19 protein-coding genes and 1 tRNA gene are annotated in these 20,079 nt (G+C 67.0%); 12 read left to right on the top strand and 8 right to left on the bottom strand.

Annotation, left to right across the window (positions count from 1 at the left end):
• Nucleotides 1–13: 13 nt before the first annotated feature.
• From DFO47_RS08100 to DFO47_RS08090, 3 genes are all read right to left on the bottom strand, one after another.
• Nucleotides 14–1,702: a HAMP domain-containing sensor histidine kinase gene (locus tag DFO47_RS08100; protein WP_133831286.1), complete on the bottom strand. Its 1,689-nt coding sequence runs from the start codon at nucleotides 1,700–1,702 to the stop codon at nucleotides 14–16.
• A gap of 111 nt (nucleotides 1,703–1,813) precedes the next feature.
• Complete coding sequence (gene radA, locus DFO47_RS08095) at nucleotides 1,814–3,187, bottom strand: DNA repair protein RadA (RefSeq protein ID WP_018763197.1); 1,374 nt, start codon at nucleotides 3,185–3,187, stop codon at nucleotides 1,814–1,816.
• 126 nt (nucleotides 3,188–3,313) lie between these two features.
• The gene (locus DFO47_RS08090) at nucleotides 3,314–4,441 is read right to left on the bottom strand and encodes an FUSC family protein (RefSeq protein ID WP_133831285.1); all 1,128 of its coding nucleotides are present in this window, start codon (nucleotides 4,439–4,441) and stop codon (nucleotides 3,314–3,316) included.
• Between the two features lie 251 nt (nucleotides 4,442–4,692).
• Between DFO47_RS08090 and pstS the strand changes: the two genes are divergently transcribed.
• From pstS to DFO47_RS08065, 5 genes are all read left to right on the top strand, one after another.
• Nucleotides 4,693–5,814, top strand: coding sequence for a phosphate ABC transporter substrate-binding protein PstS (gene pstS, locus DFO47_RS08085; protein ID WP_018763199.1), 1,122 nt, complete (start codon nucleotides 4,693–4,695; stop codon nucleotides 5,812–5,814).
• 103 nt (nucleotides 5,815–5,917) lie between these two features.
• Nucleotides 5,918–6,850: a phosphate ABC transporter permease subunit PstC gene (gene pstC / locus DFO47_RS08080; RefSeq protein WP_018763200.1), complete on the top strand. Its 933-nt coding sequence runs from the start codon at nucleotides 5,918–5,920 to the stop codon at nucleotides 6,848–6,850.
• Nucleotides 6,851–7,963: a phosphate ABC transporter permease PstA gene (pstA, locus tag DFO47_RS08075; protein WP_018763201.1), complete on the top strand. Its 1,113-nt coding sequence runs from the start codon at nucleotides 6,851–6,853 to the stop codon at nucleotides 7,961–7,963.
• Nucleotides 7,964–8,042: 79 nt separating this feature from the next.
• Complete coding sequence (gene pstB, locus DFO47_RS08070) at nucleotides 8,043–8,822, top strand: phosphate ABC transporter ATP-binding protein PstB (RefSeq protein WP_018763202.1); 780 nt, start codon at nucleotides 8,043–8,045, stop codon at nucleotides 8,820–8,822.
• Between the two features lie 94 nt (nucleotides 8,823–8,916).
• Nucleotides 8,917–9,315, top strand: coding sequence for a hypothetical protein (locus DFO47_RS08065; protein ID WP_018763203.1), 399 nt, complete (start codon nucleotides 8,917–8,919; stop codon nucleotides 9,313–9,315).
• A 25-nt stretch (nucleotides 9,316–9,340) separates the two neighbouring features.
• Here DFO47_RS08065 and DFO47_RS08060 read toward each other — a convergent pair whose 3' ends face one another.
• The 3 genes from DFO47_RS08060 to DFO47_RS08050 form a co-directional block, all read right to left on the bottom strand.
• Nucleotides 9,341–10,351: an inorganic phosphate transporter gene (locus DFO47_RS08060; protein WP_109044037.1), complete on the bottom strand. Its 1,011-nt coding sequence runs from the start codon at nucleotides 10,349–10,351 to the stop codon at nucleotides 9,341–9,343.
• Between the two features lies 1 nt (nucleotide 10,352).
• Nucleotides 10,353–10,970, bottom strand: coding sequence for a nuclease PIN (locus DFO47_RS08055; protein WP_133831284.1), 618 nt, complete (start codon nucleotides 10,968–10,970; stop codon nucleotides 10,353–10,355).
• Nucleotides 10,971–11,273: 303 nt separating this feature from the next.
• On the bottom strand, nucleotides 11,274–11,933 hold the full coding sequence (locus tag DFO47_RS08050) for a hypothetical protein (protein ID WP_018763206.1): 660 nt from the start codon (nucleotides 11,931–11,933) through the stop codon (nucleotides 11,274–11,276).
• 208 nt (nucleotides 11,934–12,141) lie between these two features.
• Between DFO47_RS08050 and DFO47_RS08045 the strand changes: the two genes are divergently transcribed.
• A tRNA-Lys gene (locus tag DFO47_RS08045) sits at nucleotides 12,142–12,214 on the top strand.
• Nucleotides 12,215–12,533: 319 nt separating this feature from the next.
• Here the strand turns inward: DFO47_RS08045 and DFO47_RS08035 are convergent.
• Nucleotides 12,534–12,875 carry a YciI family protein gene (locus DFO47_RS08035; protein ID WP_133831283.1) on the bottom strand — a complete coding sequence of 114 codons (342 nt, stop codon included), beginning with the start codon at nucleotides 12,873–12,875 and terminating at the stop codon, nucleotides 12,534–12,536.
• A 132-nt stretch (nucleotides 12,876–13,007) separates the two neighbouring features.
• On the opposite strand from DFO47_RS08035, the gene DFO47_RS08030 reads away from it, so the two are divergent.
• The 5 genes from DFO47_RS08030 (at nucleotide 13,008) to DFO47_RS08010 (ending at nucleotide 17,260) form a co-directional block, all read left to right on the top strand.
• Nucleotides 13,008–14,021: a LacI family DNA-binding transcriptional regulator gene (locus DFO47_RS08030; RefSeq protein ID WP_133831282.1), complete on the top strand. Its 1,014-nt coding sequence runs from the start codon at nucleotides 13,008–13,010 to the stop codon at nucleotides 14,019–14,021.
• A gap of 118 nt (nucleotides 14,022–14,139) precedes the next feature.
• Nucleotides 14,140–14,976 carry a DUF4397 domain-containing protein gene (locus DFO47_RS08025; RefSeq protein ID WP_133831281.1) on the top strand — a complete coding sequence of 279 codons (837 nt, stop codon included), beginning with the start codon at nucleotides 14,140–14,142 and terminating at the stop codon, nucleotides 14,974–14,976.
• A gap of 430 nt (nucleotides 14,977–15,406) precedes the next feature.
• Complete coding sequence (locus tag DFO47_RS21215) at nucleotides 15,407–15,850, top strand: class F sortase (protein WP_243835391.1); 444 nt, start codon at nucleotides 15,407–15,409, stop codon at nucleotides 15,848–15,850.
• A 50-nt stretch (nucleotides 15,851–15,900) separates the two neighbouring features.
• Nucleotides 15,901–16,479, top strand: coding sequence for a sigma-70 family RNA polymerase sigma factor (locus tag DFO47_RS08015; protein WP_018763211.1), 579 nt, complete (start codon nucleotides 15,901–15,903; stop codon nucleotides 16,477–16,479).
• Nucleotides 16,466–17,260 (top strand): anti-sigma factor, encoded by a 795-nt coding sequence (locus DFO47_RS08010; RefSeq protein ID WP_018763212.1) that lies wholly within the window; start codon nucleotides 16,466–16,468, stop codon nucleotides 17,258–17,260. The genes DFO47_RS08015 and DFO47_RS08010 overlap by 14 nt, the downstream gene beginning before the upstream one ends.
• A gap of 31 nt (nucleotides 17,261–17,291) precedes the next feature.
• On the opposite strand, the gene DFO47_RS08005 is transcribed toward DFO47_RS08010, so the two are convergent.
• The gene (locus DFO47_RS08005) at nucleotides 17,292–18,239 is read right to left on the bottom strand and encodes a GAF and ANTAR domain-containing protein (RefSeq protein WP_243835389.1); all 948 of its coding nucleotides are present in this window, start codon (nucleotides 18,237–18,239) and stop codon (nucleotides 17,292–17,294) included.
• Between the two features lie 308 nt (nucleotides 18,240–18,547).
• Between DFO47_RS08005 and DFO47_RS08000 the strand changes: the two genes are divergently transcribed.
• Nucleotides 18,548–20,074, top strand: a complete 1,527-nt coding sequence (locus DFO47_RS08000; protein WP_133831280.1) for an alpha-N-arabinofuranosidase — start codon at nucleotides 18,548–18,550, stop codon at nucleotides 20,072–20,074.
• The last annotated feature ends 5 nt before the right edge of the window (nucleotides 20,075–20,079 follow it).

Raw genomic sequence — 20,079 nt, 5'->3', positions numbered from 1 at the left:
CGCCCCGGGCGGCTCATGATTCCGGCAGGATGAAAGTGGCGCTGGTGCCCGAACCGGGTTCGCTGGCCAGGCTGATCGATCCGCCGTGGCCTTCCACGATGGTCTTGCTGACCGGCAATCCCAAGCCTGCCCCCGGTATGGCAGTGGACCGCGAGCGCGCGGAGCGGAAGAACTTGGTAAATGCCTGCTCCTGCTCTTCTTCGCTCATGCCCACGCCGGTGTCCGTGATGGAACAAACCAGCCCGGCCTCGGTCCTGGCAGCGGTGGCTGTGATGAGCCCACCGTCCGGGGAGTATTTGACGGCGTTGGACAGCAGGTTGTGCAGGACCTGGCTGATCCTGGCCGGGTCTGCGCGCACGGGGAGCGGCTGTTCCACCTCGAGCTTCACCTGCAGGCCGTTCCCGGCCGCGCGGGGCAGTGCGGCGTCAACCGCGCGGCTCACCAGCTGGGCAAGGTCCGTCTCCTCCAGGGACAGCTCCACGCGTTCGGAGGCCACGGCAATGAGGTCGTTGACCAGGCCCATCAGGTGGTCAGCGTTGCGCCGGACCACCAGCAGTTCTGCGCGGATGTCGTCGTGGCCAGGCTCGTCGAGGACCAGTTCGAGGTAGCCGAGGATTGAGGTCAGGGGAGTCCGCAGCTCGTGCGAAACGGTGGCCACGAAGTCGTCCTTGGCAGCCAGGGCGCTGATCAGGTCGGTTACGTCCGCGAAAGTGATGACCCCGCCGGCTTCCTGGCCGCCGGCAGCAGGAAAGCCATGTGAGCTCACTGAATAGGCGCGCTGGCCGTCCGCCGGCCCGGCCCAGTAGAGCTCGTCCATGAACACTTCCCCGGCGGCGGCGCGCTCAGCAGGACGTGAACCGGCCGGAACAGGCGTGGTGCGGTCTGCCGCCAGCAACTGGGTATGTCCGCCGCCCACTGCAACAAGGCCGGCCAGCGCAGGATCGGACTGCAGGGTCTTGTTCGTCAGCACCGTGTTGCCGTTGCGGTCCACCACCCACACGCCGACGCCCACGGCGCCGAGCACTGCATCAAGCAGGTTCTGGCGCCGGACGCTTTCGTCCAGCGTCCGGCCAAGGTGATACTCGCTGTCCATCAGCTTGGTCCGGTGCCGGCGGATGGTGGTGGCCACCACGTGCGCGGTTACGGCCATAACGGACATGACCAGGGGCAGGATGAGGACACGGATCATCGAGCCGGCCACAGGCGGCGACCCCAGTGCTGCTGCCGGGACCACGGTGCTGAGGACGGTCCCGGCAATGGCGAGGGCGGGCATGTACGGCCGGACCTGGGCCGAGAGCCAAATGACGGGGAATACCAGCATCAGGCTCAGGACACTGAACGGCGGCCCGCCGGCCTCGCGGGTAAAGCCGATGGCGAGGCAGTCAAGAAGCGGGATGACGGCGAATGCTCCGGACGGGAGCCGTCCCCACGGGACGGCGACGCACGCTGCGGCGATCGCCAGGTGGAACAGCAAAGCGTTCAGGAACCTGCTGTCCGTGAGGGTCCACGGGCTGAACACGGCGGCCGCCACCACCACCAGTGCCACGGTCAGGCTGACGGGCAGTTGGCTGGCCATCACCCGTTGCCGGGCGCTCAGCCCACCGAAGAGCCCGTCAAGCCGGTCCGACACCACTGGTTCGGGCAGCGCAATGCGCGCCAGGCCGGGCACATCGGTGGTGCCCTGCGGTTCCCGGATTACCACGCTGCCCCCAGCACAGAAATGTCATGCCTCCGTTTGCAAGAAGGTCCTGCAGCCACAGTACCCGGGTGAATGCAGGTTCTCACGGTGGGCGGCGGGTTTATTGGCATGCGGTCACCCGATCAAAAGGCTCAGCGCCTCCGTCAGGTGTTCCACTTCCCGCACCGAGAAACCGGCGGGCACGGGACCGGGCCCCGTGTGGCTGGCGGGGACCACAGCGTGCGTGAATCCCAACCGGTGGGCCTCCTGGATGCGCTGGTTGATCCCCGGTACCGGACGGACTTCGCCGGCCAGCCCCACCTCGCCAAAAGCAATCAGCCGGATGGGCAGCGGTTTGCGGGCCTTCGCCGATGCTACTGCGAGGGCCACGGCGAGGTCCGTGGCCGGTTCGCTGAGCTTGACGCCGCCAACGGTGGCGACGTAGGAATCGTCCTTGTGCAGCATGGTTCCCGCTCGCTGCTGCAGTACCGCCAGCAGCATTGACACCCGTGAACTGTCCAGGCCGCTGGTGGCCCGGCGCGGCTGCGCGTTGGGACTTTCGGCCAGGAGTGATTGAACCTCGGCGAGCAGGGGACGGCGCCCCTCCATGGTGACCGTGATGCAAGTGCCCGAAACAGGGTCCTTGGTGCGGCTGACGAACAGCCCGCTGGGATCGGCGAGGCCCTCGATTCCGTTTTCGTTGAGGTCGAAGCAGCCCACGTCATCGGTGGGTCCGTAGCGGTTCTTCACGGCGCGCAGCATCCGCAGCCGGGAGTGCCGCTCGCCCTCGAACTGGCACACCACATCCACCAGGTGTTCCAGGAGCCGCGGCCCGGCGATCGAACCGTCTTTGGTGACATGCCCCACCAGCAAAGTGGTCATGTTCCGCCGCTTGGCCGCGGCAATGATCGATGCCGCCACCTCGCGCACCTGGGAAACGCCGCCGGCACTGCCATCAACGTCCGCACTGCTGAGGGTCTGCACGGAGTCCACGATCAGCAGCCGCGGTTCAATTTGTTCCACCTGGCCCAGTGCCTGGCCCAAGTCTGTCTCCGCGGACAAGTAGAGGGACTCCGCGACGGCGTCGATCCGCTCCGCGCGCAGCTTCACCTGGGCTGCCGACTCCTCCCCGGTGACGTAGAGGACGTCCTGGGCTGTCCGGGCGAACTTGGCCGCCACGTCCAGGAGCAGCGTCGACTTGCCCACGCCGGGTTCACCCGCCAGCAGGATCACCGCGCCGGGAACCAGCCCGCCGCCCAGGACGCGGTCCAGCTCGTCCACGCCGGTGGGCAGGAACGCCGCCGTAGTGGCGTCAACATCCGCGATACGACGCGCCGGTTCCAGCACCGTTGTGGCGGCCGTGGTCCGGGCCACCGCGGTGCCCGTTTCCTCGACGGTGCCCCACGCCTGGCACTCGCCGCAGCGGCCCACCCATTTGGCGGTGGTCCAGCCGCATTCGGCGCATTTATAGGCGGGCGCCTTTGATGCCCGGGAAGTCTTTGTTGCCATGGGTTCAACCCTAGCGGCGGCCACTGACATCAGCGTCGACGCGGCCTTCGTCCTTACGCGCTCCCGGACCTCGCAAGCCCGGCCGGGGAACCCTGCGGCCATGGGCCCAGGCTTAGCCGCCGGTTCTTACAGCGCGGGCAGGATGTCCCGTGCCTCGGCCGCGTCCATGCCTGTTGCTTCCAGCAGGTCCACCATGAGGGGGCGGAACAGCATGACCACCGTTTCGCCCTCCAGCCGCTGGACCTCCAACAGCTTCGGGTGCAGCCGCAGCGCTATCTCACTGAGGTCGCGCCGGGCCGTGCGCAGGTGGGCGCGCCGGACGCCGTCGTGCGTTTCCGCCAGGCCCAGCGAGAGCTCATCAATGGCGGCAGCCGTCTCCTGGAGCACCCCGGCTATGCTGTCCGTTGCCTCGTCCGAGAGGGCGGTGTGGTTGATGGCGCTGGTCAGCCGCCGCGCGAAGACGCGGCTGTTCCGCAGCGCCAGGTCGATGAAGTCCAGCGACTGCGTCAGCCGTTCCAGCTCGTCGCGGTGCCGCCGGTAGGCCGGCGCCAGCGTGGCCACTTCCCCTGACGCCCGAAGGGACTGCCGCATGGCATCCACCAGGGGCTGGCAGTTCCTGCCGCGGATCAGCGCGTGCCACGCCTGCGTGGAATCGCTGTTCGCCAGCGCACCTGCGCATTCACGCAGGACCTCGGCCAGTTCATGCAGCAGTTTCTGGACGTCGCGGCGCGGCTCACGGCGGGGGTCCTTGGGCACCAGGATGGTTACCAGCAGCGCGCACAGGCCCCCCACCACGGCGTCGATACTCCGGGTGAACGGGCCCCCGGACGGTGCCGGCAGCAGCACCACCAGCAGCGACTGGAGTGCCAACTGGGTGGTGAAGATGTTTCCGCTGTCCAGGAACCGGGCCAGCAGGATGGAGAAGAGAAGCACGACGGCGGCCACCCAGATTTCGCCGCCCAGCCAGTGCAGGAGCAGGTCGCCCACGGCGATGCCGATGGTGCAGCCCAGGCCCACCTCCATCACCCTGCGCAGCCGCGGCTCCCGGGAAAACCCGAGCGCGATCAGCGAGGACGTGGCGGCGAACAGGGGCCCGGAATGGCCCAGGACGTACTCCGCGAAAGCGTAGGCGCCCACGGCGCAGATGGTCATCTGGATGGCTGGGACGAAGGAGTTGCGGCTGCGGATCAGCCCGGTCCGGATGCGGGTGCGCAGGAACCGCCGGCCTGCTGAGAGTCCTGCTGGGATGGCCATGCGGTCAAGTCTATTCAGTGCCCGTCCGCTGCCGGGCACGGCTCCACTACGGCTGCGGATGTGATCTGCGCAATGGTGACCCGGCATTTGTCAGCCAATATCCCGCCGTCGTTAATCATCCGTTCACTTTGGACAGCCCATCCCGTTACCTGCGGCCCATAACTTTCTTGAAGGTACACAACGTACGCATCGCGCAGCAGGGTTCTCCGTCCCTGTCCCGCACCTGAATAACCCTGGAAGGGGTACATCTAGTGAAGGCACTTCGCTTCGGCCGCCACGCGGCTATCGCTGTTATCGCTGCGGGCGCACTCGCGCTGTCCGCCTGCGGTTCAGACAACGCCACGGGCACCGCGCCTGCCGGCAACCAGGCTTCGTCCGGCACCAAGGTCACCGGCACGCTGACCGGCATCGGTTCCTCTGCGCAGGGTGCGGCCATGGACGCATGGAAGACGAACTTCGCCTCCGCCAACTCCGGCGCCAGCGTGCAGTACTCCCCGGACGGTTCCGGTGCCGGCCGCAAGGCAATCCTCGACGGCTCGGCCCAGTTCGCCGGTTCGGATGCCTACCTGAAGGATGACGAATACGCCTCCTCCAAGTCCGTGTGCGGCCCCGACGGCGCCATCAACGTCCCCGTCTACATCTCCCCGATCGCCGTGGCCTTCAACGTTCCCGGTGTCACCGACCTGAAGCTGGACGCCACCACCGTCGCCAAGATCTTCCGCGGCCAGATCGCCAAGTGGAACGACCCCGCGATCGCTGCCCTCAACGCGGGCGTCTCGCTGCCCGACCTCAAGGTCACCCCGGTGAACCGCTCGGACGACTCCGGCACCACCCAGAACTTCACGGACTACCTGTCCGCCGCAGCCTCCGACGTCTGGACGGACAAGGCCGCCGGTGTCTGGCCCGCCAGCCTCCAGGGCGAGAACGCCAAGGGCACCTCCGGCGTGGTCAAGACCGTGACGGACACCCCCGGCGCCGTGACCTACGCCGACGACTCCGCCGTGAGCGGCAAGTTGGGCGTTGCACAGATCAAGGTGGGCGATTCCTTCACCAAGATCTCCGCCGATGCCGCCGCCAAGGCAGTGGACGCCGGCAAGCCCGTTGACGGCCGCGCCGCGAACGACCTCTCCATCAAGCTGGACCGCAAGACCACCATCGCCGGCGCCTACCCGATCGTCCTGGTGTCCTTCCACGTCCTGTGCACCACGTACGACAAGCAGGAGACCGTTGACCTGGTCAAGGCTTTCGAGCACTACGTAGTTTCCGCTGAGGGCCAGAAGGCCGCCGCGGACTCGGCCAAGTCCGCTCCGCTGTCCTCCGACCTCGCAGCCAAGGCCGCCAAGGCCATCGACTCGATCAAGGTCAAGTCCTAACCATCGCCGCAAAACCGGGTTCCCCGCCTGCCGGAAGGCAGTGCGGGGAACTTGGCTTTGCACCCTGCTTCCTTAATCCAGCAACGAATCGAAGGGCCGTCGAATGACCGCCACCTCCCTGACCAGTTCACAGGGCGCCGGACGCACCGGGGACAAAGTCTTCTCCGGGGCCGCACTGGCCGCCGGCTGCCTGATCCTCGCCGTCCTCTTCGGCGTCGCACTCTTCCTGGTGGTCCAGGCAATTCCCGCGCTGACCGCTCCCGCCGACAAGATCCAGGGCGGACAGGGCTTCTTCGCCTACATCTGGCCCATTGTCATTGGGACCCTGATCGCCGCCGTCATCGCGCTGGTGATCGCCACCCCGGTGGCCATCGGAGTAGCCCTCTTCATCTCGCACTTCGCGCCGCGCCGGCTCGCCTCCGGACTCGGTTACGTCGTGGACCTGCTCGCCGCCATCCCCTCCGTGGTCTATGGCGCCTGGGGCGCAGCGTTCCTGGCCAAGCAGATCTCTCCCGCCTACGGATGGCTCGCGGAGAACATGGGCTGGCTTCCCATCTTCCAGGGCCCCGCCTCCACCACCGGCAAGACCATCCTCACTGCGGGCATCGTCCTGTCTGTCATGGTCCTGCCCATCATCACCTCGCTGTCCCGGGAGATTTTCCTGCAGACCCCCAAGCTGCACGAGGAGGCCGCACTGGCGCTCGGTGCCACCCGCTGGGAAATGATCAAGATGGCCGTGCTGCCCTTCGCCCGCCCGGGCATCATCAGCGCAATCATGCTGGGTTTGGGCCGCGCACTGGGCGAAACCATGGCCGTTGCCCTGGTCCTGTCCTCCGGCGCCCTGACCGCCAGCCTGATCCAGTCCGGCAACCAGACCATCGCGGCCGAGATCGCCCTGAACTTCCCGGAAGCCAGCGGCATCAAGGTCAGCACCCTGATCGCCGCCGGCCTGGTCCTGTTCGTCATCACCCTGGCCGTGAACATGATCGCCCGCTGGGTCATCACCCGGCACAAAGAATTCTCGGGAGCCAACTAAATGACCTCCACGCTTACCCCGGTCCGCAGCAAGCGGTCCGCGCTCACCAAGGGCCAGCTGCCCAAATACGCCCCCTACGCCGTCCTTGCCGCGGCGTTGATCGTCGGCGCAGCCATCCTTGCCCTGATCGGCTTCAATGCGTTCGGGTGGGGAGTGGTCTCGGCCTTGCTCTTCGCCATCGGCCTGGTGTCCTGGAGCGCAGCGGTGGAAGGTTCCCGCAGGGCCAAGGACAAGCTGGCCACCTGCCTGGTGGTTGGCTCATTCCTGGTGGCCCTCCTGCCGCTCGTTTCGGTGATCTGGACGGTACTGGTGAACGGCATTCCGGGACTCCTGGATCCCGGCTTCCTCACCACCTCCATGAACGGCGTCACGGGCGCGTTCGACAACAAGGCCGTGGAGGGTGGCGGCCCGGTCATGGGCGGCATCTACCACGCGATCCTGGGCACCGTACAGATCACCCTGCTGGCCACCGTCATCTCCGTACCCGTGGGGCTGCTCACGGCCATCTACCTGGTGGAGTATGGCCACGATGGCCGCCTGGCCAAGGCCATCACGTTCTTCGTGGACGTCATGACCGGCATCCCCTCCATCGTGGCCGGCCTCTTTGCCGCCGCATTCTTCTTCGTGGTGGTGGGCCCGGGGACCAAGACCGGTGCCGTGGCCGCCGTCGCCCTTTCTGTCCTGATGATCCCCGTGGTGGTCCGCTCGAGCGAGGAAATGCTCAAGATTGTCCCCAACGAACTGCGCGAGGCCGCCTACGCCCTGGGCGTGCGCAAGTGGCGGACCATCCTCAAGGTGGTCATCCCGACGGCGATTTCCGGCATCGCGTCCGGCGTCACCCTGGCGATCGCCCGGGTCATCGGCGAGACGGCACCCATCCTGGTCACCGCGGGCTTTGCCACGAGCATCAACTCCAATGTTTTCGGCGGGTGGATGGCATCACTGCCCACGTTCATCTACACCCAGATCCTGAACCCCACCTCGCCATCGAACCCGGATCCGTCCTCGCAGCGGGCCTGGGGCGCGGCGTTGGTGCTGATCATCCTGGTCATGGTCCTGAACCTGGCGGCCCGCCTGATCGCCAGGATCTTCGCCCCCAAGACCGGCCGGTAACCAGGCCGCCGGCCCGGCCTTCCGTCCCACCGTGGCGGATCCTAGACTTCAACCCATACCCAGTAAGTGAAGGAACACCATGTCTAAGCGCATCGACGTCAAGGACCTGAACGTGTATTACGGCGATTTCCTCGCCGTGGAGGACGTCAGCATCAACATCGAGGCCAAGTCCGTCACCGCGTTCATCGGCCCCTCCGGCTGTGGCAAGTCCACGTTCCTGCGGACCTTGAACCGCATGCACGAGGTCATCCCCGGCGCCCGCGTGGAAGGCGAGGTGCTGCTGGACGGCGACAACCTCTACGGCCCCGGCGTGGACCCTGTGACGGTCCGTTCCCAGATTGGAATGGTTTTCCAGCGGCCCAACCCGTTCCCCACCATGTCCATCCGCGACAACGTGCTGGCCGGCGTCAAGCTGAACAACAAGAAGATCTCCAAGGGCGAGGCCGATGTCCTGGTGGAGCGCTCGCTCAAAGGCGCCAACCTCTGGAACGAGGTCAAGGACAGGCTCGAAAAGCCTGGCTCCGGCCTCTCCGGCGGCCAGCAGCAGCGCCTCTGCATCGCCCGCGCCATCGCCGTGGAGCCGCAGGTGATCCTGATGGACGAGCCCTGCTCCGCCCTGGACCCGATTTCCACCCTGGCCATTGAAGACCTCATCAATGAGCTCAAGGACCAGTACACCGTGGTGATCGTGACCCACAACATGCAGCAGGCCGCCCGCGTCTCCGATAAGACGGCCTTCTTCAACATCGCCGGGACGGGCAAGCCGGGCAAGCTGATCGAGTACGGTGACACCCACACCATCTTCAGCAACCCGGTGCAGAAGGCCACCGAAGACTACGTCTCGGGACGCTTCGGGTAGGCAGCTGCTCGGTGGTGGCGAACTCCGACAGCATTTAGTACGCTGAACTAGATACTTTTGAAACTAGTAGTAAGCCAGCTTTAGGAGTTTTGCCATGACGCAGACGGCCAGCAACCCCGGCCCCCAGCTTACGGTTTCCGTACCCGCTGCGGGCGCACCGGCGAAGCCCGCCGTGCACGTGCAGGACTTTGACGCGGCCGCCGGACTCGCCGCCACCCTTGGGGGTGGGCCGCTCGTCCCGCAAATCGACCCGGAGGCAATAGCGGCGGCCGGGGATGCGGAGGATGTGCTCACGGAGGTGTGGCGGACCAGTTCCTACCTCGAGGGCAAGCAGTGGGAGTTGGACAGCGCCCTCGAAGCGCTGCGCCAGGCGGTCCGGAAGGCTTCTTCTGCGGGTGTCGCCCGGGATGAACTTTGCACGGCGGCGAACCTGTCTGCCGAAGAGCTGGCCGCGATCCTGCTGGGCCCTGAAGCAGCACCCGCTGCCATCTAGGGCCACGCACTTCTTCGGTTCCCGGCTACCTGGCCAGCGGTGACAGCGCCAGCGCCAGCACGAAGGCCAAGGCGCAGGTGGCTACCGGCGTCAGGACCCAGAGCCAGATGATCCTGATGACCAGCTTCCGGTTGGTCACGGAAAAGTGCTGGTTCTCGCCCGCGCCCAGGGTGCCCGCCGTGACGGTGTGGGTGGTGGACAGCGGCCAGTGCAACCCGATGGCGCCCACGAAGAGCATCAGCGCGCTGAAGGTCTGCGCCACGGAGCCGCGCAGGGGATCGATCCGGGTGATCTTGTAGCCGATGGTGTACGAGATCCGCCATCCTCCGAACAACGTCCCGGCTGTCATCATCACCGCCGACAGCAAGGCCACCCAGATGGGGATCCCGCCGTCGGCGTACCCTGCCGCAAGCAGGGCCAGCAACAGCACGGCACTGACCCGCTGCCCGTCCTGCAGGCCGTGGCCGAAAGCCACCGCGCCGGCGGCAATCGCCTGCGCCCTCCGGAACCGCTGGTTCACCACGTTGGGTTGGGTGTAGCGCGCTCCCCAGGTGGCCGGATAGACCAGCAGGAAGGATCCGCTGTAGGCCACGAGCGGGGAAAGCACCAGCGGGAGGACCACCTGGAACAGCAGCGACTGGTCCACGCCCGCCACCCCAGGGCCTCCCACCGCAAGGCTGGCCAGTCCCGCCCCTGCGAGTCCCCCCACCAGGGCATGGGTGGAGGAGGCGGGGATGCCGCGGCGCCACATCAGCAGGCCCCAGGCGCAGGCGCTGGCCAGGCCGGCCACCAGGATGGCGAGGCCGCCCGGGCCGGCCGGGAGATTGATCCAGGTCCGGCTGGCTGCAACGGCAAGCATTGCGCTCAGCAGGGCGCCCACGAAGTTGAAAAACGCAGCCAGGAGCACGGCCACGCTGGGCGTGAGTGCGCGGTTCCGCACGGCGAGGGCAACCGAGGTGGAGGCATCACGGAAGCCGTTCAGGAAGGCAAACGCTGCGGCCAGCAGGACCACCCCAGCAAAGATGGCTGCGGCCACGTCAGGATTCCTTGACGATGATGCTGCCTACCTGGGTGGCCACCCGCCGCATGTCCTTGGTGACCTCCACCAGCTGGTTGGCGATGTCCCGGTTGCGCGAGTACTGCGCCCACTTCATGTCGGCGATCATGTCGGCAACCCACACCCGGTGGGTGCGTTCGGCGCGTTTTGCAAGGCGCAGGATCTCGATCCAGTAATCCTCGAGGTCATCCAGGTCATTGAGCCGGCGCATGGCATCAACCGTCAGCTCCGCCTGCCGGCTGATGATCTCCAGCTGGTCGGCCGCCCGCTTGGGCAGGCGGTCCAGCTTGTACAGGGCCACCAGTTCCGCGGCCGCGTCCATCTTCTCCATGGCCTCGTTGAGGTAGCGGGACAGGGCGTACATGTCCTCGCGGGGGAGGGGGTTCACGAAGCTGGAGCGCATGTGCGTCAGCAGCGCGAAATGCAGCTCGGCGGACTTGGCCTCGAGGTTGTGCATGTGATCTACGAGCTTGCCGTGTTCGTCCACGGGTACGCCAAGGATTTCGGCCAGGGTTGCGCTGGCCAGCACGATCTGTTGTGCCATCTGCGATAGGAGGTTCAGCCCTGCGGGCTCCTGGGGAAAAAGGCGCAGCTTCACGTGTTTACCGGTCTCCGGGGACTGTTCAAGGCGGGCGTTGCTGCCGTGTGACTTGACGCCGACGCGCAACTGTCGCCTACTCTACCGGCCCGAAAGAGTGTGCCTTGAATTGGCTGCCGGGACGAGGGCAGAAAAATGGTGCCGAACCGGATACGCCTCTCGGCGGTAGGCCGCTCTAGGCGGCTAATTGTTGAAGCCCGGGGGTTTCGCGGCTCGGCACCGGCTTCAGTCTTCTACTTCGCCCCGCCCAAGTCAATCTTGACAGCCGGCCGTTGGCGGGTGCGGAAAATATCGGGGCGGCGCCTAATCGAGTTCGCCCAGGCGCCACGCGTTGGCGGCGTGTTCCAGGTCTTCGGCGGTCTTGACCAGCTGGTGCGAGTTGCGGGTCAGCTTGCTGGCGTGGGCCTCATTGGCGTGCTCGGCGCCGTCCGCGAGCGTGGCCTGGCCGAGGGCCACCACCCGGCAGAAAGCTGCCGAGCGTTCCAGCGCGACGTCGAAATCGCCGTCGAACGCGCCTGAGAGGATGGCGTCCGCCATGGTGCGCATTTCATCAGCGCCCGGCGGCTCGGCGGCACCGGCCACCACGTTGGACACCTGTGCCGTGTCCCGGCCGGCCCGGAAGTAGACAGATATCCGCTCGGGGTCACGGACGGTGGCGGCACGGAGCGCGTAGAGCCGCCAGAGCGCACCGGGCAGGGAGCGGGCCGGGCTTTCGGCCCACATCTCGGCAATGGCATCCAGGCCTTGCTCGTCGGCGAGCTTCACCAGGCGTTCGGTAATGACGGGATCGTCGCTGTCCCGGCCATGGCGGACCAGCGCCTGCGCGGCAAGGTGGGCGGCCTCCGAGACGCGGGCGGGATCGGCGCCGCCGGCGAACGGCTCGAAATCCATCGGGGCGAACGGCTTTGGTTTGTGGTGCCGGTTGCTGCCGCCGTAGGGGCTGGTTCCTGCTTGCTCGCTCATGCCCCCACGCTACTCCTGTGCCGCAGCGGAAATCGAGCGTCGTCGCGTTCGCCCGGTCCCCGCAGAAAGTGCCTTTGGCCCCGGACAAGCGCACGACGGCGGCTCCCGGACCAGGTGCGAAAGACGCCGGAACCATGGGTTAGAGTATTAACGTCCAGAAATGGATTGGGCCGGGCGGAACGACACAGCGTGTCTGACCGACCGGCAGGGGCCTTTAGCTCAGTTGGTAGAGCATCGGACTTTTAATCCGTGGGTCGTGGGTTCGAGCCCCACAGGGCCCACCCGCAGAAGGTTTTGAAGGTCCGCCGTGAGGCGGGCCTTTTCCTTTTAAGCCTGGGATTCAGGCTCGCACGACTATCCCGTTGCGCGGTATCCCGCCACGGAACGAGATGGGAACGCCGGAAGCCCGGCCGGGGTCCTTCCCGCAACCGCCCGGCCTGGGTGGCGGCGTGAAGTCGATGGCGCAGCTGGTGCCAAATCGCGGTGTCCCGTGGCTGGGGACGCGGTTTGCGGGGGAGTTCTGCACCAGCCATGAGCCGCTGAACGGATACTCCAGCTCCACCGCTGCTCCAGGGCCCCAGTGTCTGCCGTGTTCGGCGTTCAGCTGGCGGGATCGTATTGGAAGGCCCGCACTTCCTGGGCGCAGCGGCAGGCGGTGGCGATCTTGGAGGCCCAGTGAAGGGCGGCGTCGTACGTGGGCAACTCCAGTATTGTGTAGCCGCCCTCGATCTGCGCTGTCTGGGGGTAGGTGCCCTCGCGCACTGCTCCGTCGCCGCTGACCATCACGGGAGGGACGCTCTCGTCGATGCCCCCGCCAAACACCCAAACACCGGCTTCCTTTGCCTCCTGGACCACCGCATGGGCCGCGTCGGCAACTTCCTGCAGCCCGCCGTCGGGGACGTCCATGACGCCACTGGGGAACGAGATCAGGTACTTGGTCATTGGGCAGGCTCCTTCTTTGCAGGCGCGGATCACCCTCATCCTTCCCACCACCAGGGGGCCGCGCAAGGATTTGTTCCCACCGCTGGCGCTGCAAAACAGGCTGCCGCCGCGGCCGAAAGGCACAATAGGCACATGGCAAATACCAGCAAGGGCCGGATGCCGCGCCTGGAAGACGTGGCCAGGGTAGCCGGCGTCTCCCACCAGACCGTTTCCCGGGTGGTGAACAACCACCCCAACGTCAGCAAGGCGACGCGGGAAAAGGTGGAGGCGGCCATTGCCGAACTGGGGTACCGGCGCAATACCGCTGCCCGGAGCCTGGTCACCCGGCGCTCGCAGACCATCGGCGTGCTGGCCAGCGAACTCTCGCAGTACGGCCCTGCCAATACCCTCCTGGGCGTCGAGCAGGCAGCACGCAACGCCGGCTACTTCGTCAGTATCGCCGCGCTGCGGGAAGTCAGCAGGGACGCCATATCCAACGCGGTGGGCCATTTCATGGACCAGGCCGTGGACGGTATCGCCGTGCTGGTACCGCATTCGGACACCCTGGCCGTGCTGGAACAGATGAACCTTCCCGTGCCCGTGGTGGCTGTGGGCTCCGCCGGCAGTGCCTCGGTGAGCGGCGCGATGGTGGACCAGCGCGCGGGAGCCAGGCTCGCCGTCGAACATCTCATCAAGGAAGGCCACCGGCAGATCGGGCACATCGCGGGCCCGCCGGACTGGACTGACGGCGCCGAGCGTGCGGAGGGCTGGCGCGCCGCGCTCCGGGAGGCCGGGCTGGAGGAGTCCCTGCTGGTGGAAGGGGACTGGAGCGCAGGCAGCGGCTACGCGATCGGCCGCAAGCTGGCGTCCGGGCGCACCGCGACGGCCATCTTCGTGGGCAACGACCAGATGGCTTTGGGCCTGCTGCGCGCCTTCACGGAAGCGGGGATCAAAGTGCCCGACGACGTCTCCGTGGTGGGCTTCGACGACCAGCCGGAAGCGGGGTACTTCACCCCGCCGCTGACCACCGTCCGGCAGGACTTCGAGGAACTCGGACGGCGCTGCATGGACATCATGCTCAAGGAAATCGAGTCCGGCGCCGCTGTCAGTTCAACTGTGGTCCCGCCCGAGCTCGTGGTGCGGGCCAGCACCGCCGCCCCCGCGTAGGCGGGGAGCGCGCAGAACCAAAAAAACTCCATGAATCTGCATCCAAATCCGGGGTTGGGCCGGTAGTAGGAGTGTCAGCAGAAAATGCCCGCCAGCCGGGCCGTTCAAGGAGATGGACATGCGCAAAACATTCTTCGCCGCAGGCGCCGGTGCAGCAGCCATTGCAGCCGCAATCGCTCTGGCCGGTCCCGCCCAGGCAGCCGACGGGGACGCCCAGCTTTCCGTGCTGCACGGGGTCCCCGGACTGACCGTTGACGTCTGGGTCAACGGAAACCGTACCCTTGATGACTTCACCCCGGGAACCCTTGCCGGGCCGCTCGCGCTTCCGGCCGGCAGCTACGAAATTGCGATCACCGCGGCCGATGCCGCCGACGCGTCCGCACCCGCCATTGGTCCCGTAAGCGTCAACCTTGCGGCCAACGGGAACTACACTGCCGCGGCCCACCTGGGTGCGGATGGCAAGCCGACAGCCAGCCTCTTCACCAATGATGTGTCCCAGATCCCGGCCGGAAAAGGCAAACTGACAGTCAGGCATGCCGCCGCCGCCCCAGCCGTCGATGTGCTGGCCGGCGCCACCCCCGTGATCACCAACTTGGCCAACCCGAACGAGAAGACACTCACCCTCGATCCGGGCACCGTCCCGGCCGCAGTGGCCGCCACGGGCACCACCACTCCGGTGATAGGCCCGGCGGACGTGGCGGTGGCCGAGGGAACACACACCATCGTTTATGCCTGGGGGAGCCTGGCTGACCAGAACCTGAAACTTGCCGTGCAAACCATCGAGGGCCTGCATTCGGCGCCGGGCTCGGTGCCGGGTGCGCTTAACGGTTCGGCGAGTTCCGGCGGAGCGGGTGCTGCCGTAGCCACGGCCGGATTCGGACTGGCAGCACTGGCCCTCCTCGCGGGCGCGGTAGGCGCGGCCCGCACGGTCCGTGCCCGGAGGGCGGGGCAGTAGCCTCGCGGAATCCGCGAAGGACGTAAGCGCAAGGGGCCCGGCCCGTCAAGGACGGGCCCCTTGGGCTGGTCCTGCCAAGGGCAACAAGCACCGTGGAAGGGAGGCGTTAGGAATGACGGCAAGCTCGACGACGGCACCGGACTGCCGCCGGCGCCATGCGGCAGGTGGCGGGGCCGCCGCGCTGGTGGCTGCCGCGCTGGTTCTGTCCGGCTGCGGTTTGGGCAGCTCCGGAGGAGCCGGCAACCCAGGGGGAGAAGCGGTCCCCCCGATGGCAACTATGTCGCCAGGGACCGGTTCTCCCGGTCCGGCGCTCTCCGGACAAGAGCCCACTCCCACCGGTCCCGGCGGAACTGCGGTTCCCGTCCGCCCGGTTGTTCCTCCTGCCGGGGGTATCCCGGTCCGGCCCGCCACTGCGCCTGCAGCTCCGGCCGTGTCCGCGCCCACCTCCTTGACCGTGGCGGGCACGGCCATCGATATGCCGGTGGTGCCCGGGGGAGTTTCCGCAGAGGGAGTGATGGAAATTCCTGAGGCCTTCAACCGGGCGTCGTGGTACAAATTCGGTCCGGCCCCCGGCGCGGCGGAAGGAACCGCCGTCATTGCCGGCCATATCGACACCACCTCGGACCGGGCGCCGTTTTCGGCATTGAAGTCCCTCGCTGCCGGGACCGTCATCCGGGTGGGCCGGGACGGAGCCCCGCCGGTTACCTACCGGGTGGTGGGAGTGGAAATGATGGCCAAGGATAAATTCGATAGCGGCGCCCTGTTCCGCCGGTCCGGCCCGCACGAACTCAAGCTGGTCACCTGTGGCGGCAGGTGGCTGGACGAGCGGATGGACTACAGCGACAATGTGATTGTCACCGCGGTTCCTGCATGATCGGTGGCCAATCGCTTGACTCGTGCACCGAAGCCGGGAAGGAGTTGCCTGTGACGCTTCCCGGGCAGGCCTCCCGCGGGTGGGACGACACGCTGACCGATTCTTTCCTGGCCGGGGACGAGAACGCGCTGGCAGCGGCCTACCGCGAGTTCGCGCCCCTGGTGCAAACCTTGGCCCTGCGCTCCCTTCCGGACCGTGCGGCCGCCGACGACGTGACCCAGGAGGTCTTTATCCGGGCCTGGCGTTCACGGAACACCTTCAACCCCCAGGTGGCCAGGCTTCCGGCATGGATCGTCGGAATCACGCGCAACGCCATTACCGACGCCCATTCGGCGGCGGCCCGGGAAGCGCGCAAGGCCTTCGCCGCGGCCGGGGCCGGCATGGGGGACGATGCCGGAACCGGCACGGAGGCGGCGGAAATGCTGGCGGACCGGTTGCTTCTGGACGGGGAGTTGGAGAGGCTCGGCGAGCCGCAGGGGTCCATCATGAAGCTGGCCTTCTACGAGGACCTGACGCACGAGCAGATCTCACGAAAGCTCGGGCTCCCGCTTGGTACGGTCAAGAGCCACATCCGCCGGAGCCTGTCGCATCTACGCAGCAGATTGGAGGTAGACCATGCCGCATCTTGATCCGGAACAGTTGAGCCTCCTGGCACTCTATGAGGGGCGGGAGGATCCGGAGGGCCGCGATCACCTTGCGGCCTGCCCCGAGTGCGCGAATGACTTTGCCGCCCTTCGCCGCACGGTGGATGCCGTGAAGGCATCCCCCGACGTCGGCCGCCTGGCCGTGCCCGGGCCCCAGGTATGGGCTGGAATCCATCGGGAGCTGGGCCTTTCCGAATCACTGCGGGAGGATCCGCTCGCCGTGAAGGAGCCAGCGGAGGGCCCGGTGGCGTCAGGGGTGGCCGCGCCGCCAGCGCCGGCGCCGCCGTCGAACGTCATCCGGCTCGGTGGCCGGGCCGGGGGCGGCAGGACCAAGGCCGCGTGGTGGCACCGCCCCGGCCCGTTGCTGGCAACGGCGGCTGCTGCTGCGCTGGTGGTTTCCGGTGCCATCTGGGCGTTGAACCGTCCGCCCGGGCCCCAGGAACTTGCTGCTGCCCGGCTGGCGCCGCTGGCCCAGCACTCAGCGTCAGGGTCGGCGAAGGTCGTGACGGGTCCAGACGGCTCCCGCAAGCTGGAAATCAGCTTGGACAAGGATGAAGCCAAGGGCTACCAGGAGGTGTGGCTGATCGCCCCGGACCTGACCCGGCTGGTCAGCCTGGGCGTCATGAACTCCACGTCCGGAACCTTTCAGGTGCCCACCGGCCTGGACCTCTCCCAGTACCCGGTGGTGGATGTGTCGGACGAGCCAATGGATGGCAACCCCGCACACTCCAGCGTGAGCATCGCCAGGGGCACGTTGACGTCCTGACCCACTGGTGAAAAGCAGGGATCACAACATGTCAGCGGCCGAAGTGCGGCTGCGGCGCCCCCTCCGGAAGCCGCTCCAGGATGCCCTCCGCCACCTTGCGGACCTTGATGTTCCGGTGGCTCGATGCTTTTGCGAGGATGGCGAACGCCTCCTCGTAGGAGCACCTGTTTTGGGCCATGATCACCCCGCAGGCGACGTTGATGGACGTCCTGCTGTCCAGGGCAGAGTGGAGGTCGGTCGCGAGGGACCGGGCAGTGTGCAGGTCGATGGCCATGTGAAGGCTCCTGGCGGCCAGGGTGGCGAACCCGCGGGCCTCGGCGATGACCTGGAGCGGAAAGGCTTTCGCATCCGGTGCGAAAAAAGCAAGGGCCGCGGTCATCCGGCCGGGGTCGGCCTCGGCGGGAAATATCTCCGCCGCAGGGACCCCGGCGTCCAGCTGGAGCCTTACTGCCAGGGCGCTGCCGTATCCGGCGGACTGCAGCCGCCCGGAATACTGCCGCCAGCGGAAGTCACCGTTCCGTTGAAGCACCGCCACCGGATGGCCTCCCGACAAGACATCGGTCACCGGCCCCTCCGCGGACCCGCGTTCCCAGCCGAGCAGGCGGAGGACCTCTTCGGAGGTGCCGGACAGCGCCGGACTCCGCTTGGGCTGCTGCAGCACCAGGCCGCAACCCACCTCAATCCCCGCCGTCCTGGCGATGTGCCCGGCGGATGCGGCCACCAGCAGGTCCAGGGAGTCGGCGAGGGTTTGGGCGCCGCTGACCAGGTCCAACAGGAGGGCTGGATTACGGTGGCCGTCGGGTCCTGGAGAGGCAGGCGCAACCGTGGCAGCACTGCCCCCGCCGGGGCCGCGTGAGGTTGGAGGGCCGGCGACGGCTGGGGGAGAGCCCTTGGTCTCAAAGAGCTCCTCGTCGCCGGCCCCGCTTACTACCCGGGCCCTGCGGGCCGGGAAACCTGTTCGTGGGTGTGGTGCATTCATTGCCATTCCCACACCCCCCTAGTGAGTCAAGTACCGAAAGCGGAAGTGGTATTGCCTCTGGGAAGAATTTAGTGGCCAGGAAGCGCCCGGTGAATGCGTAGCTGGTACCTGTTTTTGGGATGGGGCAGTACTTGGAATCCTGCTCCTGCGATGCCTTCGGGCCATTGCCGCAGGTGGGACCCTGCCCCGCCGGGCGCATGTGGGGAGAGGGGAAACACCACGGACTTCCCCGTTTCCTTGACTCGCCGGACAGAACCGCAAAGAATGTTTCTATAACGTTGTAAATAATCTGACACAAGGATGTTTTCGTGACCCCAACAGAATCCACCCCGGCAACGATCACCCTCGATCCCGCCTACACCGTGGGCCCCGTCCGGCGGCGCACCTTTGGCGCTTTCGTTGAGCACCTCGGGCGCTGTGTGTACACCGGAATCTTCGAGCCGGACCACCCCGATGCCGACGAGGACGGCTTCCGGAAGGATGTACTTGAGCTCACCCGTGAACTGGGCGTCTCCACGGTGCGGTACCCCGGCGGCAACTTCGTCTCCGGATACCGTTGGGAGGACGGCGTGGGACCGGTGGACCAGCGGCCCGTCCGGCTGGATTTGGCCTGGCACTCCACCGACCCCAACTCCGTAGGCGTGGACGAGTTCGCCAAGTGGTCCGCGAAGGCAGGCGTAGAGCCCATGATGGCCGTCAACCTGGGCACCCGCGGCGTCCAGGAGGCCCTTGACCTGCTGGAGTACTGCAACATCGACGGCGGCACCGCCCTCTCAGAGCAACGACGCGCCAACGGTGCCGCCACCGGCTACGGCATCAGGATGTGGTGCCTGGGCAACGAAATGGACGGCCCCTGGCAGATCGGGCACAAGAACGCCCAGGAGTACGGCAGGCTGGCCGCGGACACCGCCCGCGGAATGCGCATGATCGATCCCGGCCTGGAACTCGTGGCCTGCGGCAGCTCCGGCCCCACGATGCCCACGTTCGGTGAGTGGGAGCGTGTGGTCCTGACCGAAACCTACGACGTGGTGGACCTGGTCTCCGCGCACCAGTACTTCGAAGACTCCGGCGACCTCCAGGAACACCTCGCCGCCGGGCACAAGATGGAAGCCTTCATCCGCGACATCGTCAGCCACATCGACCACGTGAAGTCCGTCCGAAAGTCCACCAAACAGGTCAACATCTCCTTCGACGAATGGAACGTCTGGCACATGAGCCGCGGCGAATCCAAAGTCCCCAGCGGAAACGACTGGCCCGTGGCCCCCGTCCTGTTGGAGGACACCTACACGGTGGCCGACGCCGTGGTGGTGGGGGACCTGCTGGTCACGCTGCTCCGGAACACGGACCGCGTCCACTCGGCAAGCCTCGCGCAACTGGTGAACGTCATCGCCCCCATCATGACCGAACCCGGCGGCCGGTCCTGGAAGCAGACCACCTTCCACCCGTTCGCCCTGACCTCCCGGCACGCGTCCGGCACGGTCCTGCAACTCGCCGTCGAATCCCCCCTTGTCAGCGGAGGTACGACGGCCGACTTCGCCGCCCTGTCCGCCGTCGCCACCTACGACGCGGCAAAGGGCGAGGCGGTGGTGTTCGCCGTCAACCGCTCGGCCGCCGGGGCACTGACCCTTGACGCCGCCGTCGGGGGACTGGGCAACGTCCGGGTCATCGAGGCGCTGACCTACTCCAACAAGGACCCCTACTGGCAGGCCACGGCCGACGATTCCAGCTCCGTCCTGCCGGCGGAGAACGTCACGGCCAAGGCCGACGGCGGACACCTGACAGCCGAGCTCCCGGCCGTGTCCTGGTCCATGATCCGGCTCGCCGTGGAGGCCTGACCGGG

Source organism: Arthrobacter sp. AG258, from assembly GCF_004364695.1.
GTDB lineage: Bacteria > Actinomycetota > Actinomycetes > Actinomycetales > Micrococcaceae > Arthrobacter.
This window is presented reverse-complemented; position numbering and strand designations above follow the sequence as displayed.